The sequence below is a fragment of the Geobacter sp. FeAm09 genome (assembly GCF_008330225.1).
Classification (GTDB): domain Bacteria; phylum Desulfobacterota; class Desulfuromonadia; order Geobacterales; family Pseudopelobacteraceae; genus Oryzomonas.
Window position 1 is genome coordinate 2,916,840 of record NZ_CP042466.1, and the last position, 16,473, is coordinate 2,933,312.

Consider the following 16,473-nt stretch of genomic DNA (forward strand, 5'->3'; position numbering starts at 1 on the left):
TTGGTATGGGTAGTCGCGCCCACCCCGCCCATGGACATGCCAAGTCCTACAATGGATGCACCAGAAATGAAGGTGAACTTCCTCGTCATCGTATGCCCTCACGACAGGTAAGCTCTTTCCGTTTTCTTGTTTCTCGACGTCAATAACCTCAGGTTCCAACTCAAATATCCGCAGCAGCTCAGATTGCGACAGCTCTTTCTGTGTCATATTTCCTCCTTGTCTTTCGTGTGCCGACGAGGTGGGAGATCACCAAGCGGCTTTTGACCCGGTGCATCTTCCTGGTTGTATAATGCTCAAAAAATTACGTGATAAACCTTTACAGCCACCTCAACTATGGAACCAAGAAAGGCTAAGGATGCAAAGGTTACTGTAAATAGTCCACATGAGATAGCCTTTCCTGCCAAAATAAGTTGTTCGTCATAATATGGGTCAGCGGACACAAATTGCCGCATCGTATTTTGTAAAACAGTTTCTGAATGGTAGCGAGGAATCCCCTCATCAGTATTATGTGTTGGCCTTTCAACCCATTTTGCCCACATAGCGGAAATACCAGCGAACATAAACTTGATCTTGAAGCTTTTAGTGCTTCGATATCGAAAATATTTCATTGCTGTATGAGTAACTGTACCTCCTTCAAGGAGGTAAATTACAGTTTGTCTTAAAGATAAAATTGAAGCCGCAAAACATCCCGTTTTCATTATCTCTGCTGCTTTGAGTAAAAGATCATGCGGCTGGTCGCTCATTCTTTACCACCCATCATTCCATGGCCGTCAATCAACCGCAAATCGCCTTTAACTGACTCGCCATCTTCGACATACCACCGTTGAGCCACATAAGGGTAATAGCCTGTCTCTTCAAATATTGCCATCTGGAAAATAGCTCCCCAATAAGTTGCTTTTGGCATGACCCAAACCACCTGCTTTCCAACGTCGCGGAAAATCCCAGCTTTCTGAATATTTTTCCTTACGAGAGCGATATGTGGCTCAGGGCTGGTTTCCTTGTATTTTCCATTCGTATTAGGCGCAGGCCAAACTCCTGGGACTCTTATCTGCTCAAATAGCTTCACGCTAACAAGTTCAGAAAAGTCTTTCTCTAGCACACTCTTAGTAACGAAAGTTAATTCGTCATTACTTAACGGTTCATCGAGATAATATATTCGCATAGATTTAATTATCCTTAGTACAACGTCTCAAGGCGTCAGCGGAAACCGCTAGCGCCATTGGTTGAACATGAAGCGGCAGACGCATAGAAATGTTGGCTCAAGCGGCGGACATTCCGAATTTCTTTCTCAGAGCCAGTACGAATTCAATTTCCTTTGGCGGACGCGATTCCTTGAAAGTCGGCCAGTAATCCGCCTGACGCTCCGGCATATTCACCACCTCGCTGTTCTGGGCGATCAAATCCAGGAGCTTATCAATGTCAGTACCGGGAAGTCCTCCAGCGGCTATACTCATTGAATCGGGGTAGTACTGAACTGGCAGAAAAGCATAGCGATCAAACGATAGAACTTGATACATGGTGTTGATGAGGTCTCTCGTGTCAAGGAGCTGTTTTAAGTCAAGCTGCCTTTCTTCTATTTCTTCCTCGCTTGGCGTAGTCGCTTTTTTAAAATTGAAGTGTGCGACATAATTGTGCCGAATCTCTGTGCATACTTTTTGCACCGCTGCCATTTTTTTATCGTAATCAGCCGCCCTTAGCTTGTCGGCAAATTCGCCTTTAAATCCTGCCTTGATATAGTCTTTAAAAATTTTATTTCGCAGCTGGCCAAGTGTCAGACCTTGGGATTCTGTATCAATAGTCAACTTCCAGATTGAAAGAATTACGCTGTCGAAAAGCGCCTTCTCGACATATTCCCAAAATGGTCCGTAGTCGTCCAGTATCAGGCTCCACGGGAAGTTTAAAATTTTTTCCATGAGGTAGAGGTTTGCGTTAAAGTTCGTTACTTCGTTCGCAATAGCACTCACTTCAAGCTCATATGCTGCCAAATGGGCAGGGTCGATTATTTCGGCAGTCTGGTGATCATTCAGTGACACTGCATTCTCCTTTTAGGTATGGAATCTCCATATTCTTTCTTCCTTCATTCCTTCACAACCTTCTCCACTGGGTTTCCTGTCCTCTCGAATCAACCCTATAGGCTGCCCATCCTTTTCCGCCCCCTCCCCTTCTACTCCACACAAACGCGAATTTCAACGCAATTTCAACATGTTAATAAATTTAACACAAATAAGACCATCACCTATCCCCCTGTTTTCACATTAAAAACGGCACCAGAAACCTGTTCGGGCACCACCGTTTGTGACATTTTGATACAAAAAAACATTCCGACCTGGCACAGAGAGTGCCGGCGGGGGGTGCCACCTAGGGCAACCGACCTTACGACACTGCCCTACAGCCCGCCACGCCGCCCCACCAGCCGTGCGTCTTGATCTTTTCTTGACGCTTTCCCCCCGCATTTTCACACCATCTTTACCCGGTACGTCCTATGGTAACAAATGAAGGACAAACGAACGCCCACGGGCGACCCGTTCCAAAAGGAGCCGGATTACATGGTACACTTTCAGGAAGACGCGACACGGGGCGGCATCGTGCAGAACGCCGCCCGCCCCATGGAGAAACGGCCATGAACCTCTACGAATGGTTGCAGACGATCCTCTTTTTTGCCCTGCTGCTGGCCCTGATAAAACCGCTGGGGATGTTCATGGCCAAGGTCTACCAGGGGGAGCGCACCTTCCTGTCGCCCCTCTTTGTCCCCTGCGAAACCATCCTCTACCGGATCTGCGGGGTGAACAAGGACGAGGAGATGGATTGGCGGCGCTATGCCCGGGCCATGATCCTGTTCAACCTGGCCCTCTTCGCGGCGCTCTTCGCCCTGCTGACGCTGCAGCACCTACTGCCCCTCAACCCGCAGAAATTCCCGGCCTTTACCTGGCAACTGGCGCTCAACACCGCCGTAAGCTTCGTCACCAACACCAACTGGCAGGCCTACAGCGGCGAATCGGCCGCCAGCTACTTCACCCAGATGGCGGGACTGACGGTGCACAACTTCGTCTCCGCCGCCACCGGCATGGCCGTCGCCATCGCCCTCATCCGTGGTTTCGTGCGGCGCAGGAGTTCGGCCCTGGGCAATTTCTGGGTCGATATGACCCGCGGCACCCTCTACATCCTGCTGCCGCTCTCCCTGGTCGGGGCGATTGTGCTGGTCTCCCAGGGGGTGATCCAGAACTTCGGCGCCTACCGGACCGTGCCGCTCGTGCAGCCGCTCACCTACGACAAGCCGAAGCTGGACGACAAAGGCAACCAGCTCAGGGACGCCGCGGGGAATCCGGTCACGGAGAGCGTAACCGTGAAAGAGGTCACCATCCCCATGGGGCCGGTCGCCTCCCAGGAGGCGATCAAGGAATTGGGGACCAACGGCGGCGGCTTTTTCAACGCCAACTCGGCCCACCCCTTTGAAAACCCGACCCCGCTCTCCCACGTCGTGGAGATCCTCCTGATCCTGCTGATCCCCGGCGCTCTCACCCACACCTTCGGCGTCATGGTGGGCAACACCCGCCAGGGGTGGGCGCTGTTGGGGGTCATGCTCCTGCTGCTGCTCGCCTCTTTCGCCGTACTGCAGGGGGTCGAGGCGAGCGGCAATCCCCTGGTGGCCAAACTCGGCGTCGAGGGGGCCAACATGGAGGGGAAGGAACTGCGCTTCGGCCTGCCCGGCACCAGCCTGTTCGAGGTGGCCACCACCGGCACCTCCTGCGGCGCCGTGGCCGCCATGCACGACTCCCTCACCCCCCTGGGCGGCATGGTGCCCCTGGGCCTGATGCTCTTGGGCGAGATCGTCTTCGGCGGCGTCGGCTCCGGCCTCTACACCATGCTGGCCTTCGCGGTGATCGCGGTCTTCGTGTCCGGCCTCATGATCGGCCGCACCCCGGAATACCTGGGCAAGAAGATCGAGGTGCGGGAGATGTGGCTGTCGATCGTCACCATCCTGACGGCCGGGGTCGTGGTCCTCATCCTGTCGGGGCTTGCCATGATCACCACGCAGGCAACGGCGGCCATGGCCAACCCCGGCGCCCACGGGCTTTCCGAGGTGCTCTACGCCTTTGCCTCCCTGGCCAACAACAACGGCAGCGCCTTTGCCGGCCTGAACGCCAACGTCCCCTTCTACAACCTTCTCGGTTCGCTGGCCATGGTTCTCGGCCGCTACGTTCCGGCGGTGGCGGTGCTGGCCATGGCGGGTTCCCTGGCGGGGAAAAAGTATGTCCCCCCCAGCCTGGGCACCCTGCCGACCGACAAGGTGCCCTTTGCCCTCTGGCTGGCCCTGGTCATCGTGATCATCGGCGCCTTGACCTTCTTCCCGGCCCTGTCGCTGGGACCGATTGCGGAGCACCTGCACATGGTTCAGTGAAGTCCGGCTGATGACGCAGGAACCAAGGAGATACCCCCATGTCCACCCATATCCCGCAACAGAAATCCATCTTTGATCCGGAGCTCATGAGGGGGGCGTTTATCGCCTCGCTCAGAAAACTCGACCCCCGCGACCTCTGGCGCAATCCGGTCATGCTGTGCGTCGAGCTCGCCGGCCTCGTCACCCTGGCGACTTTCGTCATGTCGCTCGCCGGAGCGAACCGGGAACCGGCACTGTTCACCGGAAGCGTATCCCTGTGGCTCTGGCTGACGGTCATCTTCGCCACCTTTGCCGAGGCCCTGGCCGAGGGGCGGGGCAAGGCGCGGGCCGCCTCGCTGAGAAAAAGCCGTACCGAGGTGACCGCCAGGCTCCTGGCCAAGCCGGATTTCCAGGGCGCCGCCACCACGGTCGATGCCGGCCGGCTCCGCAAGGGGGATCTGATCCTGGTCGAGGCGAACGCGACGATCGCCGGCGACGGCGACGTGGTGGCCGGCGCGGCCCTGGTGAACGAGTCGGCGGTCACCGGCGAGTCGGCCCCCGTGATCCGCGAGTCGGGCGGCGACCGCAGCGCCGTCACCGGCGGCACCACGGTCATCTCGGGCAGCATCATCGTCAGGATAACCGCCAATCCGGGCGAGACGTTCCTGGACCGGATGATCTCCCTGATCGAGGGGGCCAAGCGGCGCAAGACCCCCAACGAGGTCGCCCTGGAGGTGCTGCTCATCGCCCTGACCCTGGTGTTCCTGCTCGTGTGCGCCAATATCAGCCCGCTCTCCGTCTACAGCGTCAAGGCCGCCGGCCAGGGCACGCCCGTATCCCTCACCACCCTGGTGGCCCTGTTTGTCTGCCTGGCGCCCACCACCATCGCGGCGCTCTTGCCCGCCATCGGCATCGCCGGCATGGACCGGCTGTTCCAGAAGAACGTCATCGCCTTGTCGGGGCGCGCCATCGAGGCGGCCGGCGACGTGAACGTCCTGCTGTTGGACAAGACCGGCACCATCACCCACGGCAACCGCGAGGCGGTGGCCTTCGTGCCGGTGGGCGGGCACACCGAACAGGAACTGGCCGAGGCGGCCCTGACGGCGTCCCTGGCCGACGAGACCCCGGAAGGGCGCAGCGTCGTCGCCCTGGCCGGCAGCAAATACGGGCTGAGACGGGATGCCCCGCCGGCCGATGCCGAGGTTATCGATTTCAGCGCCGAGACGCGGCTCTCCGGGATCGACACGGGCGGCAGGCACTACCGGAAGGGCGCTGCCGACGCCACCATTGCCTTTGTCAGAAGCCTGGGTGGGCGGGCCATCGCCCCCGATCTGGAGGATGTGGTGGACAGGATCGCCCGCGCCGGCGCCACGCCGCTGGTGGTTAGCCGGGACAGCGAGATCGTGGGCGTCATCAACCTCAAGGACATCGTCAAGGCGGGTATCCAGGAGCGTTTCCTGCAACTGCGCACCATGGGGATCAGGACCGTCATGATTACCGGCGACAACCAGCTGACCGCAGCGGCCATCGCCGCCGAGGCCCAGGTGGACGACTTCCTGGCCCAGGCCAAGCCCGAGGACAAGCTGCGCCTGATCCGGGAGAACCAGGAGGCCGGCTACATGGTGGCCATGACCGGCGACGGCACCAACGACGCCCCGGCCCTGGCCCAGGCCGATGTGGCCGTGGCCATGAACAGCGGCACCCAGCCGGCCCGCGAGGCGGCCAACATCATCGACCTGGACAGCAATCCGACCAAGCTCCTGGACATCGTCGAGGTGGGCAAACAGATCCTCATGACCCGCGGCAACCTGACCACCTTCAGCATCTCCAACGATGTGGCCAAGTACTTCGCCATCGTCCCGGCCATGCTGCTCACCATCTACCCCCAACTGGGACGGCTCAACGTCATGCACCTGGCCACCCCCTCCAGCGCCATCCTGTCGGCGGTCATCTTCAACGCCGTCATCATCCCGCTTTTGGTGCCGCTGGCCCTGAAGGGAACCAGGTTCCGCCCCCTGCCGGCCGAGAAGCTCCTGATCCACAACCTGCTGATCTACGGCGCGGGGGGGATCGTCGCGCCCTTTATCGGGATCAAGGCCATCGACATGGTTGTGGCGATGATTGTGTAGCCAAAGCCGCCCTCCCTCATTTAAGAGGAGAGGTGGTTACAAAAAAGGAGAAGACCCCATGAAAGAGCTGCGTCCCGCCATCATGACGCTCATACTGTTCACCGTCATCTGCGGCGGCATCTACCCGGCACTGGTCACCGGCATCGCCCGGGCCGTTTTCCCGAAGCAGGCCAACGGCAGCCTCATTGCCGGCAAAAACGGCGCAGAACTCGGTTCGGCCCTGATCGGCCAACCCTTTTCCGCTCCGCAGTACTTTTGGCCGCGCCCATCGGCAACCGCTGATTTCGGCTACAACCCCATGGCGTCGGGAGGTTCCAACGCGGGCCCCACCACCCCCGATTACCTGAAGACGGTCGGCGACAGGGTAAGGGCGCTGCGCGACACGGGCGTGGCCGGCCCGATTCCCGCCGACCTGGTGCAGGCCTCGGCCAGCGGGCTCGACCCCCATATCACGCTCGCGGCCGCAAAGCTCCAGATCCCGCGGGTAGCCAGGGCACGCGGCTTGGGGGAGGAAACCGTGGCCGAACTGCTTGCCCGGGCTGCCGAAGAGCGTCAACTGGGCTTCCTGGGGGAACCGCGGGTGAACGTGCTCATGCTGAATCTGGCGCTGGACAGGCTGGGTTCGTTGCCGGGATAGGGGCGCGATATGGCGTAACGGTGCGTATATGATGGGTCATACTGACGGCCTCGCCCACGGGGGGGCCGTTTTATTTTTGCGGAAAATGGTGGGGGTAAAACCCGTCAAACCGCAACTAACTTATGCATAAATAAGCATAATTGTTTGACATGATTTTTGAACAGGTATACAAATATGAAACTTTCGCCTGCTGCTGTCATGATGATTTCTACTCTAGGAGATAGTTATGTTCCTTCTTCCGAAAGGCAACCCTCTTTTTGAGAATCTGGCAGTCGGCACGCTGAAGCTGCCTGAAGTCATGTCGAAGCTGAGCACCGGCAATTTCACCGGGTATGCCAGCTTTGTTTTTCAGGAATCCACCATCATACTGGTGTTTGAGGCCGGCAAGGTAGTCAGCGCGCTGCACGAAGAAGCGAACGGCAACCGGGAAACCGGTTTCGAGGCCCTGTCGGCCCTGAGCCACCTGATGGTCGGCACCAGCGGCGGCGTCCTCAACGTCTACAAGCTCTCCAAAGACCTCACCATGTGCATCCATGCCCTGCTCCAGGGCGAGATCCTCTACAAGGCGCAGGAACTCAAGCTGATCGACATCAAGGGGCTCCTGGAAAGGATCGGCTCCGAGAAGATGAGCGGCTGCCTGCGGGTGTACACCGATGAACGTTCCGCCATCATCTTCTACAAGGACGGCGCCCCCCTGGGATTTTTCCACGACGGCTCCCAGGATATCGAAACCTCGTCCACCGAATCCCAGAAGATCGCCGGGCTGCCCGGCGCCAAGATCGATCTCTTCTCGACCCAGGGGAGTGAACACCTGAAGGGGCTGAACCTGCTGGAGGTCGTCAACATCCAGAACATCTGGGAAACCGCCGTTGCGCAGCAGCAATCCGAGATCGACAGGATCAATGCGGCCCGGGAAGAGCGGGAAAGAAAGAACATTGCCGGTAAACTTGCGGAGCTGGAAGAGCAGGTGAAGGCCATTGTCGTCGAATCGGTCGGCAGGGTCGGGCGGGGCATCGTCGATAAGGAGTTGAACGACCAGGGAGGCAACAGCTGCCTGCTCGACGAGACCAATGTGGTGAAATTCCTCGCCGGCGTCGAACGTTCGGCAAAGCTTCTTATCAGCGCAACCAGCCTCAAAGTCATGATGGAGCAGCTTTCCCGGACCATCACCGCGGCCAAATCGGAACATTGAACGACTTTTCATAGCGCAATCGGAGGCCAAGAATGGAACAATTCATCGAACTGCTCTCCCAGGTCAACACCTTCGAGCTCATCAGGACGATCTCCTGGGGCTTGGCCGGTGCCATAAGCTTTTACTTCAGTATCGGCAACGCCCGGGTGTGGACCAGCATTTCCATCGGCTTTTTTCTCATCTTCCTCGGTCAGGCCTATGCCATCAATCCCTGGGTAAACTACTACAAGCTTTCCGCGTTCCACAATATCGTCGGGACCGTGGCCATTGTGGTGATCACCCACGGCTTTCTGGAATACTATGTTTTTTGCCGCACCTTCGAGATTTCCGGCAAAAAGGTTGTCGTCTATCTTTTCTCGCTGCTGATCCTGGTCGCAGGGGGGGCCTTCCTGCTCGTCAACCCGACCCCCAGCCCCAACACCATCAGAAACTTCAAGATTGTCGAGAACGCCATCTGGGTGTTCCTCTCCATAATGAACCTGGAGCTGATCCGCAAGATCTACGTCGCCATCAAGGACTCCCCCATTTCAAAGGGCTTCATCGCCTTTGGCATCGTTTTCTTCCTGGTCTTCCTCTGGAGGGGGTCGGAGCTCTATCTGCAAATCTTCCAGTGGGATAAGGACTGGCAGGACATCATCGCCGTCATGACCGACGAGGTCTCGGATATCGACAACTTTGCCGGCCGGGTGCAGGTTTCGGTCCTCGTCAACAAGTATGCGGGCTTCCTCTCCAGCCTGTCGGTCGGGGGGACGTTCATCTATATCTACCGTTTGCTCAAATAGCCGAACTGCCGCGGGAACGCATGTTGCGCATTTTTCCAGGAGGATCACGCATGGTCTCAAGAATTGTCGCTGCATCACTGTTTCTGGCAACGTGTCTGTTCAGCCTGGCCGGTTGCGGCGAGAAAACGGTAACGGTCAGCGGCAGCACCAAGCTGGCCCAATCGGAAGCCTGTTTCAGCAACAACTGCCACCAAAACGCCGTCAGCCCCGGCACCGGCAAGAATATCGCCGAAGAGTGGAAACTTTCGGTCCATAACACCTCCAACGCCGCCGGCTGCGCCGACTGCCACGAGCCGGAGGCGGGACACCCCAACAGTTGCAGCCGTTGCCACGGCGGTACGCCGAGCGGCACCCCGGGCAGCGCGAACCACGTCAGCAGCAACCCCGATACGGACGGCAAATGCGACAAGTGCCACGCCAAGGCAAACGGGGTGTTCAATACCACCACCTACGACGCCGTCGCCCTGGATACGAAATTCAATCATTTCAGCAGCGGCAGACATGCCGTCTACGTTGCGGCCAACTACAAGTATTACTGCCGCAAATGCCATAATCCCCACGACACCACCACCGCCAGGACCATGCTTCGGCAGTGGGCCCGCTCCGCCATGGGGGGCACCACCCTCCCCAGCACCGTCGATTTCAAAACCCGCGGGAGCGCCCTGACGGCGAGTGCCAACTATGGCAACTTCTGCGTTCGCTGCCACACCTCCACCGGCTTCATCAACTTCGTGACGTCCGGTTTTACCAACGTACATGCTCTGCCCGACCTGGACGGCGTACGAAACGATTACCCCGTGAACGCGCGCTCCACCTATCAGGACACGACCCGTGAGCCCACCGCGGCCTGCGACACCTGCCACAGCGACGGCAGGGCCTATGACGGCAGCGCCTACAGCGGCAAGTTGCGCAGCGTGCCGGCAGCTTCGATCTGGTACATGTACTCGTCCCATCCCGCAGGCGCCCCCCTGATCCGGGCCGCCCTGAACATCGCCTATGACTCTCTCGGCAATTCGAACGTCTGCATGCCGTGCCACGCCGGGCGCGAAGTCGGGGAGATCATCAAAACCGCCGACAAGCTCGGCCTGTTCAACTACAACGGCACCAATCCGGCAGGCATCGCGCCCCACGATTTTGCCTCCGGGGCCAACCTGCAGGGCAGAAGCGGCTTCCAGTTCTTCAGCAGCTCCCGGTACACGGCCGGCACGGCTCACAGAAATGTCGGCGCCGGCCTGAACATGACGGCGCAAGGCGCCTGCATCGTCTGCCATATGGTCAATGATCGCCCCCACTACGCCCTGGCGGCGAGCTGGGGCAATTCCAGCACGGTCAGCAACTCCATCAAAAGCATGCCGAGCGAGCAGCAGGTCTGCAGCACATGCCATTACGCCGGTTCCGCGGTCGCGGACCCGAACCGGCGCACGGCGACGTTCATGAACGCCGAACGCGACAGCTACCGGGCCGCGGTACTGGTGCTCAACGCCCTGCTGAGAAGCTACGGCATCTATGGCGCCAGCCCCAGCCTGAGTCCCAACAACAACTGGAAGAAATTCGGCAACTATACCGTTGCGGCCTCCGGTTCCGGCAAAATCCGCGCCGGCGCCTACACCATGGGCGCCTACTTCAACTACAGCCTCTTTTTCAACGACCCGGCCGGATACACCCATAATCCCATCTATTCCAAGCAGCTCATCTACGACTCCATCGATTGGCTGGTGAACAACAACCAGAACTTTACCGCCGGCGCCAACCCCGGCACCGTCTATACGGCCGTCCACAACGCCGCCATGCCGGCATTGCCGCTTACCAGCAGCGGCATAACCTACTCGGGCCCCTACACCACCGACCAGGCCCTGAGTTTCATCTGCAAAAACTACGTCAGCGGCTCAGGCCTGTGCTACCGCTGGTAACGATCTGCCTTTAACCCACGAGGAGGAAGACACCACCATGACAAGAAAGCCGGCTTTGATTCTCTGCCTGATAGGATCGTGTCTTGTCCAACTGATTGTGGTCGCCCCGTCCCACGCCATCCCGGCGTTCAGCCGCGCCTACAAGGTGGAATGCAGCACCTGCCACACCATCTACCCCGAACTGAACGAGTACGGCGAGGCGTTCCTCAAAAACTCCTACGTCTATTTCGGCAAGGGACAGAAAGGGGCCAAGGCCAAGGAGGCCACCCCTCCCCCCGCCCCCGCTCCCGGGGCGACGACCCGGCCGGCCGGCGGTGCCCTGGAGGTGAAAGGGGAAGGCGACGCCGACAAATTGAGCAAACTGAAGGCCGGGGCCATGGGCGCCTCCGACGTCCCCACGCCCCAGCCGGCCCCGGAAGCGGCAGCACAGGCCGCCCCCCCTCGCCCCAGGGCGAGGCCAAGTCCGAAGGGCTCCTCCTGGCGGCCATCCCGGAACTGTTGCCCATATCCTTCACCGCCTCGGTGCACGCGACCTACGACCACAACGCCGTCAACGAACTCGACCTCTCGACGCGGGTCCTCAAGCTGAACGCCGGCGGCAACTTCCGGGAAAAGGCGGCCTTTTTCGCCACCTATGTGGCCTACAGCGAGAACACCAGCAACATCACGACTACCACGAGCGCCACGCCCAGCAACAACGGCACCAACATCAACGAGCTCTTCTTCATCTGGCGCCATGCCCTCGACACCCCCATCAACCTCAGGGTGGGGCGCATGCAGCCGAAGCTCGGGCTCTGGAAGTCCAACAACAAGCTCTCCACGACCAACTCCTTTGCCCCCTACGCCTACACGGTCGGCGTTTCGGAGTTCACGGTCCAGCAACCCCAGGACGCCCTGGAGGCCAATGCCGTCCTGGCAAACCGCTTCTTCATCGCCGGCGGGGTGGTGAACCGCAAGCAGCAGAACGCCAAAGAGGGCTACGGCCACATCTCCTACAAGTTCGGCGGGGCGGATTACCTGGCGAACGAACCGGAGGTGGACCTGGCCAAGGAGGAGAGCATCCTCGACTTCCTGACGGTCACCGTCGGCGCCTACGGCTACTACGGCAAGAACGGCACCCCGAACACCACGGCAGGCGTATCACCCATCCAGAACACCTACTACCGCAGCGGCCTGGACCTGGATATCCTCTACAAGCTCTTCAGGCTCAGGGTGGCCGGCGTCCTGGGCAAGGACGACAACGCCTGGCTGGCCACGACCCCGACCGAGGTAAAATCCTATGTTGCCGCAGTCGAGGGGGAGTACACCTTTCTCCAGAATCTCATCGGCGCCATGCGGTTCGAATATCAGGATGACGGGCGCGGCCTGGTGCGGCGCTTTATCCCGACCCTGGGATACGCCCCCCTGGAGAACGTCAAGGTCGCCCTGGAGTACAAACATGAGATCGCCTCTGCGTACAAATCGTCCCCGAGTTCGAGCGCCCAGGATTTCACCAATAAGATCGGAACCCTCGGGGTGACGTTCAGTTTCTGATGGATACGCCATGACCGGGTGGCCTTACCCCGTTTGGCCATACCAGCCGCCATAATCTCGTCTGAAGGAGTCTCACATGCGGAAACTCATCATACTGGTCACGCTCTTCACACTCGTCATCGCCTCGGTTGCCGACGCACGCATCAGGGTAAAGGGACGCGGGGACAAAATGAATTTCGATCCCGACAGCATCCCGGCCAACTTCAAGGCATCGTTCGACCTCATGACGCGGAAATGCGTCAAGTGCCATACCATGGAACGGACCGTCATTGCCGTGCAGACCGGAAGAGCCCCCATCACGGGCCAGCCCTTCGACCGGCAGGCGGTCAAGGCCTATGGCATCAAGATGCTGCGCAAACCCAATTCCAATATGAACAAACAGGAGATCAGGGATGTTGTCGTACTGTTGAATTTCCTGCTCGACGAGAACGCCAGGTAAGGGGAGCCGGCCATGCCGGCACATGGCCCGTTGTCGTCGCCTGCTTCCGACAGCCCCGCCCCTCCCGGTGCGGGGCTGTTTTTGTAGTATAATCGCCTTATTTTATTCTTGAAAATTCCGTTCCGATTATGCAGAGTAGGGTTTCATTCCCATGCCGTCGAACGGAATGAACGACTTCCCGCACGTGCGGCGGACAGGGCTGTGTGCCGGAAAACCGGGAAACGGCGCACCTTCCGCCATGCATGATCGATCCCACGGACAAAGGGGCGCGCAATGCCGCTGAAACAGGACCTGCTGGACGCTCTTCACATAAGCGAAGACGAATTGCTCAGGCATCTCATCCGTGATGTGGAGGAGGTTTTCTGCACCATGGTGGGCATGGAGGACCTGCTGCACCTGCCGCTCCAGGTCGCCCCGGAGACGCATTTCAAGGATTGCATCACGGCAATGGTGGGCTTTGCCGGTGTGTATAACGGCCTGGTGAGTCTGCATGTCCCCCGGAAGCTGGCGCTGGCCTTCACCTCAAGCATGCTCGGCATGGAGGTCACCGAACTGAACGACGATGTTCGCGACGCCTTGGGCGAAATCTCCAACATGATCGCCGGTTCCTTCAAACAGCATATCTCGCCGGGCGGGGCCGACATCAAGCTGTCGACGCCTTCGCTGGTCAGCGGCGAGGACTACTATGTCAACGCCGGCAACAATCTCGACACCCTGACCCTCCGCTTCGCGACCGACGAGGAGTGGTTCATGGTGGCGATCGTGCTCGAAAAGGAATAGGCACAGGCGGGCCGGGGCACGGCCCCGGGCCAAGGGTAATAACCCCCCGGTTCGCTATCCCTTTACCTCTTCCGTCAAAAATAATTATTGACAGGATTGGTGGCATACCGTAGGCTCAAGCCACAACAATTCTCACAAAAACCGCATACATTTCTTATCGAGAGCGACCGAGGGACTGGCCCGACGACGTCGCGGCAACCAACCTGCAAGGGTAAGGTGCCAATTCCAGCGAAACCACACGGTTTCGGGAGATAAGGAAGAGAAGCCCTCGAGGAATCCTCTTCCGCACCCCGGAAGGGGATTTTTATTTTGGGAGGTAGCAGATGAACATCAGTACGCAGGCGGTCCAGATCGGCCTGGAATGGGATACCAGGACCGGCGCGGTTTCGGTGCCCGTTTACCAGACCGCCACCTTCAGGCACCCGGGGCTCGGCCAGAGCACCGGCTATGATTACACCCGCTCGGGCAATCCGACCCGCCAGTCCCTGGAAGACGGCATGGCCCGCCTCGACAACGGAACACGCGCCTTTGCCTATGCCTCCGGCATGGCCGCCATCGCCAACCTGCTGTTGCTGTTCCGCTCGGGGGACCATCTGGTCGTCACCGAGGACCTGTACGGCGGCACCTGTCGCCTGTTCGACAAGGTGTTCAACCAGTTCGGGCTGACCTTCAGCTATGTGGATACGAGCGACGTGGAGGCGGTGCGGGCGGCGCTCACCCCCCGCACCAGGGCGGTGTTCGCCGAAGCGCTCACCAACCCCCTGCTGAAATTTGCCGATATCCCGGCCCTGTCCACCCTGTGCCGCAACCACGATCTGCTGCTCATCGTGGACAACACCTTTCTCACCCCGTACCTTCTGCGCCCCCTGGATCTGGGAGCCGATATCGCCGTCTACAGCGCTTCCAAATACCTGGCCGGCCACAACGACACCATCGCCGGCCTGGCGACGGTCAGGGACGCCGAACTGGCCGAGCGGGTCTACTACCACCAGAACGCTGCCGGCGCAATACTGGCCCCCCAGGACTCCTGGCTGGTGATGCGCGGCATCAAGACCCTGGGGGTCCGCCTGGACCGGCAGCAGGAAAACGCCGCCAAACTGGCCGGCTGGCTGAAAAATCACCCGGCCGTGGCCAAGGTCCACTACCCGGGCCTGGCGGAACATCCCGGCCATGCCCTGATGCAGCGAGACTCCCGCGGCTTCGGCGCCATGATCGCTTTCGAGGTCGCGAACCACGAGCTGGTGGAACAGGTGCTCCTGAAAACGCGCCTGATCTCCTTCGCGGAGAGCCTGGGCGGCGTGGAAAGCCTGATCACCTTTCCCGAGGTGCAGACCCACGCCGACATACCGCAGGAACTCCGGGCGCGGCTCGGCATCAACGATACCCTGCTGCGCCTGTCGGTCGGCATCGAGGACAGCAACGACCTGATCGCGGATTTGAACCAAGCCCTGGGGGCGTAAGGAGACGACCATGAAGTTTGCAACCCAACTCATCCACGGCGGCCAGACCGCCGATCCCCTGACCGGCGCGCTGGGCGTGCCCATCTACCAGACCTCCACCTATCGCCAGCAGTCGGTGGACCACTTCGGGAAATACGACTACGCCCGCTCCGACAACCCCACCCGCGAGGCGCTGGAAGTGGCCATCGCGGGCTTGGAAAAGGGGAGCCGGGCCTTTGCCTTTGCCTCCGGCATGGCGGCCATTTCCTCCACCCTGTTGATCTTCTCCCCCGGCGACCACCTGGTGGTGTGCGACGATGTCTACGGCGGCGCCTACCGGGTGCTGACCAGCATCTTCCAGCGCCTCGGCATCAGTTCCACCTTCGTGGACGCCACCAGCCTCGAGGCCATCGAGGCCGCCATCAGGCCGGAAACCAGGGGTATCTACCTGGAGAGCCCTTCCAACCCGTTGCTCAAGGTCACCGACCTGCGCAGGGTCGCGGCGCTGGCCCGGCCGCGGGGCATCATCACCCTGGTGGACAACACCTTCATGACCCCCTACCTGCAACGCCCCCTGGAATTGGGATGCGATATCGTCCTGCACAGCGGCACCAAGTTCCTGAACGGCCACAGCGACGTCATCTGCGGTTTCGCCGTCGTGGCCGATGGGGAGCTGGGCAATCGCATCCGCTTCATCCAGAACGCCTTCGGCGCCATCCTGGGACCCCAGGATTCCTTTCTGACCCTGCGAGGGCTCAAGACGCTCAAGGTCAGGATGGACCAGAGCCAGCGGAGCGCCGAAAAGATCGCGGCTTGGCTCCAGGCGCAGAAGACCGTCTTCAAGGTGCATTATCCCGGTCTCGCCGACCACCCCGGCCATGCCGTCAATGCCGCCCAGGCCGACGGCCCCGGCGCCGTCCTCTCCTTCGAGCTCGAATCCTACGAGCTCACCAAGCGACTGCTGGAGCACACGCAGTTTTCCGCCTTTGCCGTCAGCCTGGGAGGGGTGGAAAGCATCATCTCCTACCCGGCCAAGATGTCCCACGCGGCGGTCCCTCAAGAGGAACGGGAAAGGAAGGGGATCAAGGCCACCCTGATACGCCTCTCGGTCGGGCTGGAGGATGCCGACGACCTGATCGACGACCTCGGCCAGGTCATCGGGAGCTAGAAAACTCTTGCCCCGCCGGCAGTTTGGGGTTACACATCCCCTACGCCGGAACGCCCGGTGACACCAACGCAGACGAAAACGGTTTA

Annotated in this window: 15 protein-coding genes and 1 riboswitch; of the genes, 12 read left to right on the plus strand and 3 right to left on the minus strand. The window is 59.8% G+C overall.

Annotated elements, in window-relative coordinates; translation table 11 throughout:
* Positions 1-293 precede the first annotated feature (293 nt).
* The 3 genes from FO488_RS13665 to FO488_RS13675 form a co-directional block, all read right to left on the minus strand.
* Entirely contained in the window at positions 294-743 is a 450-nt protein-coding gene (locus tag FO488_RS13665; protein ID WP_149211069.1) for a hypothetical protein, read from the minus strand.
* Positions 740-1,162: a hypothetical protein gene (locus FO488_RS13670; protein ID WP_149211070.1), complete on the minus strand. Its 423-nt coding sequence runs from the start codon at positions 1,160-1,162 to the stop codon at positions 740-742. The genes FO488_RS13665 and FO488_RS13670 overlap by 4 nt, the downstream gene beginning before the upstream one ends.
* Positions 1,163-1,259: 97 nt before the next feature.
* Complete coding sequence (locus FO488_RS13675; RefSeq protein WP_149211071.1) at positions 1,260-2,033, minus strand: hypothetical protein; 774 nt, start codon at positions 2,031-2,033, stop codon at positions 1,260-1,262.
* A gap of 587 nt (positions 2,034-2,620) precedes the next feature.
* Between FO488_RS13675 and kdpA the strand changes: the two genes are divergently transcribed.
* The 12 genes from kdpA to FO488_RS13735 all read left to right on the plus strand — a co-directional run bounded on the left by kdpA (position 2,621) and on the right by FO488_RS13735 (position 16,387).
* Positions 2,621-4,399 (plus strand): potassium-transporting ATPase subunit KdpA, encoded by a 1,779-nt coding sequence (gene kdpA / locus FO488_RS13680; RefSeq protein ID WP_149211072.1) that lies wholly within the window; start codon positions 2,621-2,623, stop codon positions 4,397-4,399.
* 38 nt (positions 4,400-4,437) lie between these two features.
* Positions 4,438-6,507: a potassium-transporting ATPase subunit KdpB gene (gene kdpB, locus FO488_RS13685; RefSeq protein ID WP_149211073.1), complete on the plus strand. Its 2,070-nt coding sequence runs from the start codon at positions 4,438-4,440 to the stop codon at positions 6,505-6,507.
* Between the two features lie 58 nt (positions 6,508-6,565).
* A complete protein-coding gene (kdpC, locus tag FO488_RS13690) occupies positions 6,566-7,144 on the plus strand; it encodes a potassium-transporting ATPase subunit KdpC (protein WP_149211074.1) in 579 nt (192 codons plus the stop codon).
* Positions 7,145-7,370: 226 nt separating this feature from the next.
* On the plus strand, positions 7,371-8,336 hold the full coding sequence (locus tag FO488_RS13695) for a DUF2226 domain-containing protein (RefSeq protein WP_149211075.1): 966 nt from the start codon (positions 7,371-7,373) through the stop codon (positions 8,334-8,336).
* 32 nt (positions 8,337-8,368) lie between these two features.
* Positions 8,369-9,118, plus strand: coding sequence for a hypothetical protein (locus FO488_RS13700; protein WP_149211076.1), 750 nt, complete (start codon positions 8,369-8,371; stop codon positions 9,116-9,118).
* A 50-nt stretch (positions 9,119-9,168) separates the two neighbouring features.
* Entirely contained in the window at positions 9,169-11,028 is a 1,860-nt protein-coding gene (locus FO488_RS13705; protein ID WP_149211077.1) for a hypothetical protein, read from the plus strand.
* 37 nt (positions 11,029-11,065) lie between these two features.
* A complete protein-coding gene (locus FO488_RS20110) occupies positions 11,066-11,617 on the plus strand; it encodes a hypothetical protein (protein ID WP_240731931.1) in 552 nt (183 codons plus the stop codon).
* Positions 11,527-12,561, plus strand: coding sequence for a hypothetical protein (locus FO488_RS13715; protein ID WP_149211078.1), 1,035 nt, complete (start codon positions 11,527-11,529; stop codon positions 12,559-12,561). The genes FO488_RS20110 and FO488_RS13715 overlap by 91 nt, the downstream gene beginning before the upstream one ends.
* A gap of 76 nt (positions 12,562-12,637) precedes the next feature.
* Positions 12,638-13,000, plus strand: a complete 363-nt coding sequence (locus FO488_RS13720; RefSeq protein WP_149211079.1) for a cytochrome C — start codon at positions 12,638-12,640, stop codon at positions 12,998-13,000.
* Positions 13,001-13,273: 273 nt separating this feature from the next.
* The gene (locus tag FO488_RS13725; protein WP_149211080.1) at positions 13,274-13,780 is read left to right on the plus strand and encodes a chemotaxis protein CheX; all 507 of its coding nucleotides are present in this window, start codon (positions 13,274-13,276) and stop codon (positions 13,778-13,780) included.
* 151 nt (positions 13,781-13,931) lie between these two features.
* Positions 13,932-14,038, plus strand: a riboswitch (SAM riboswitch).
* A gap of 65 nt (positions 14,039-14,103) precedes the next feature.
* Positions 14,104-15,240: a PLP-dependent aspartate aminotransferase family protein gene (locus tag FO488_RS13730; protein WP_149211081.1), complete on the plus strand. Its 1,137-nt coding sequence runs from the start codon at positions 14,104-14,106 to the stop codon at positions 15,238-15,240.
* A 10-nt stretch (positions 15,241-15,250) separates the two neighbouring features.
* A complete protein-coding gene (locus FO488_RS13735; protein WP_149211082.1) occupies positions 15,251-16,387 on the plus strand; it encodes a PLP-dependent aspartate aminotransferase family protein in 1,137 nt (378 codons plus the stop codon).
* Positions 16,388-16,473: the final 86 nt, after the last annotated feature.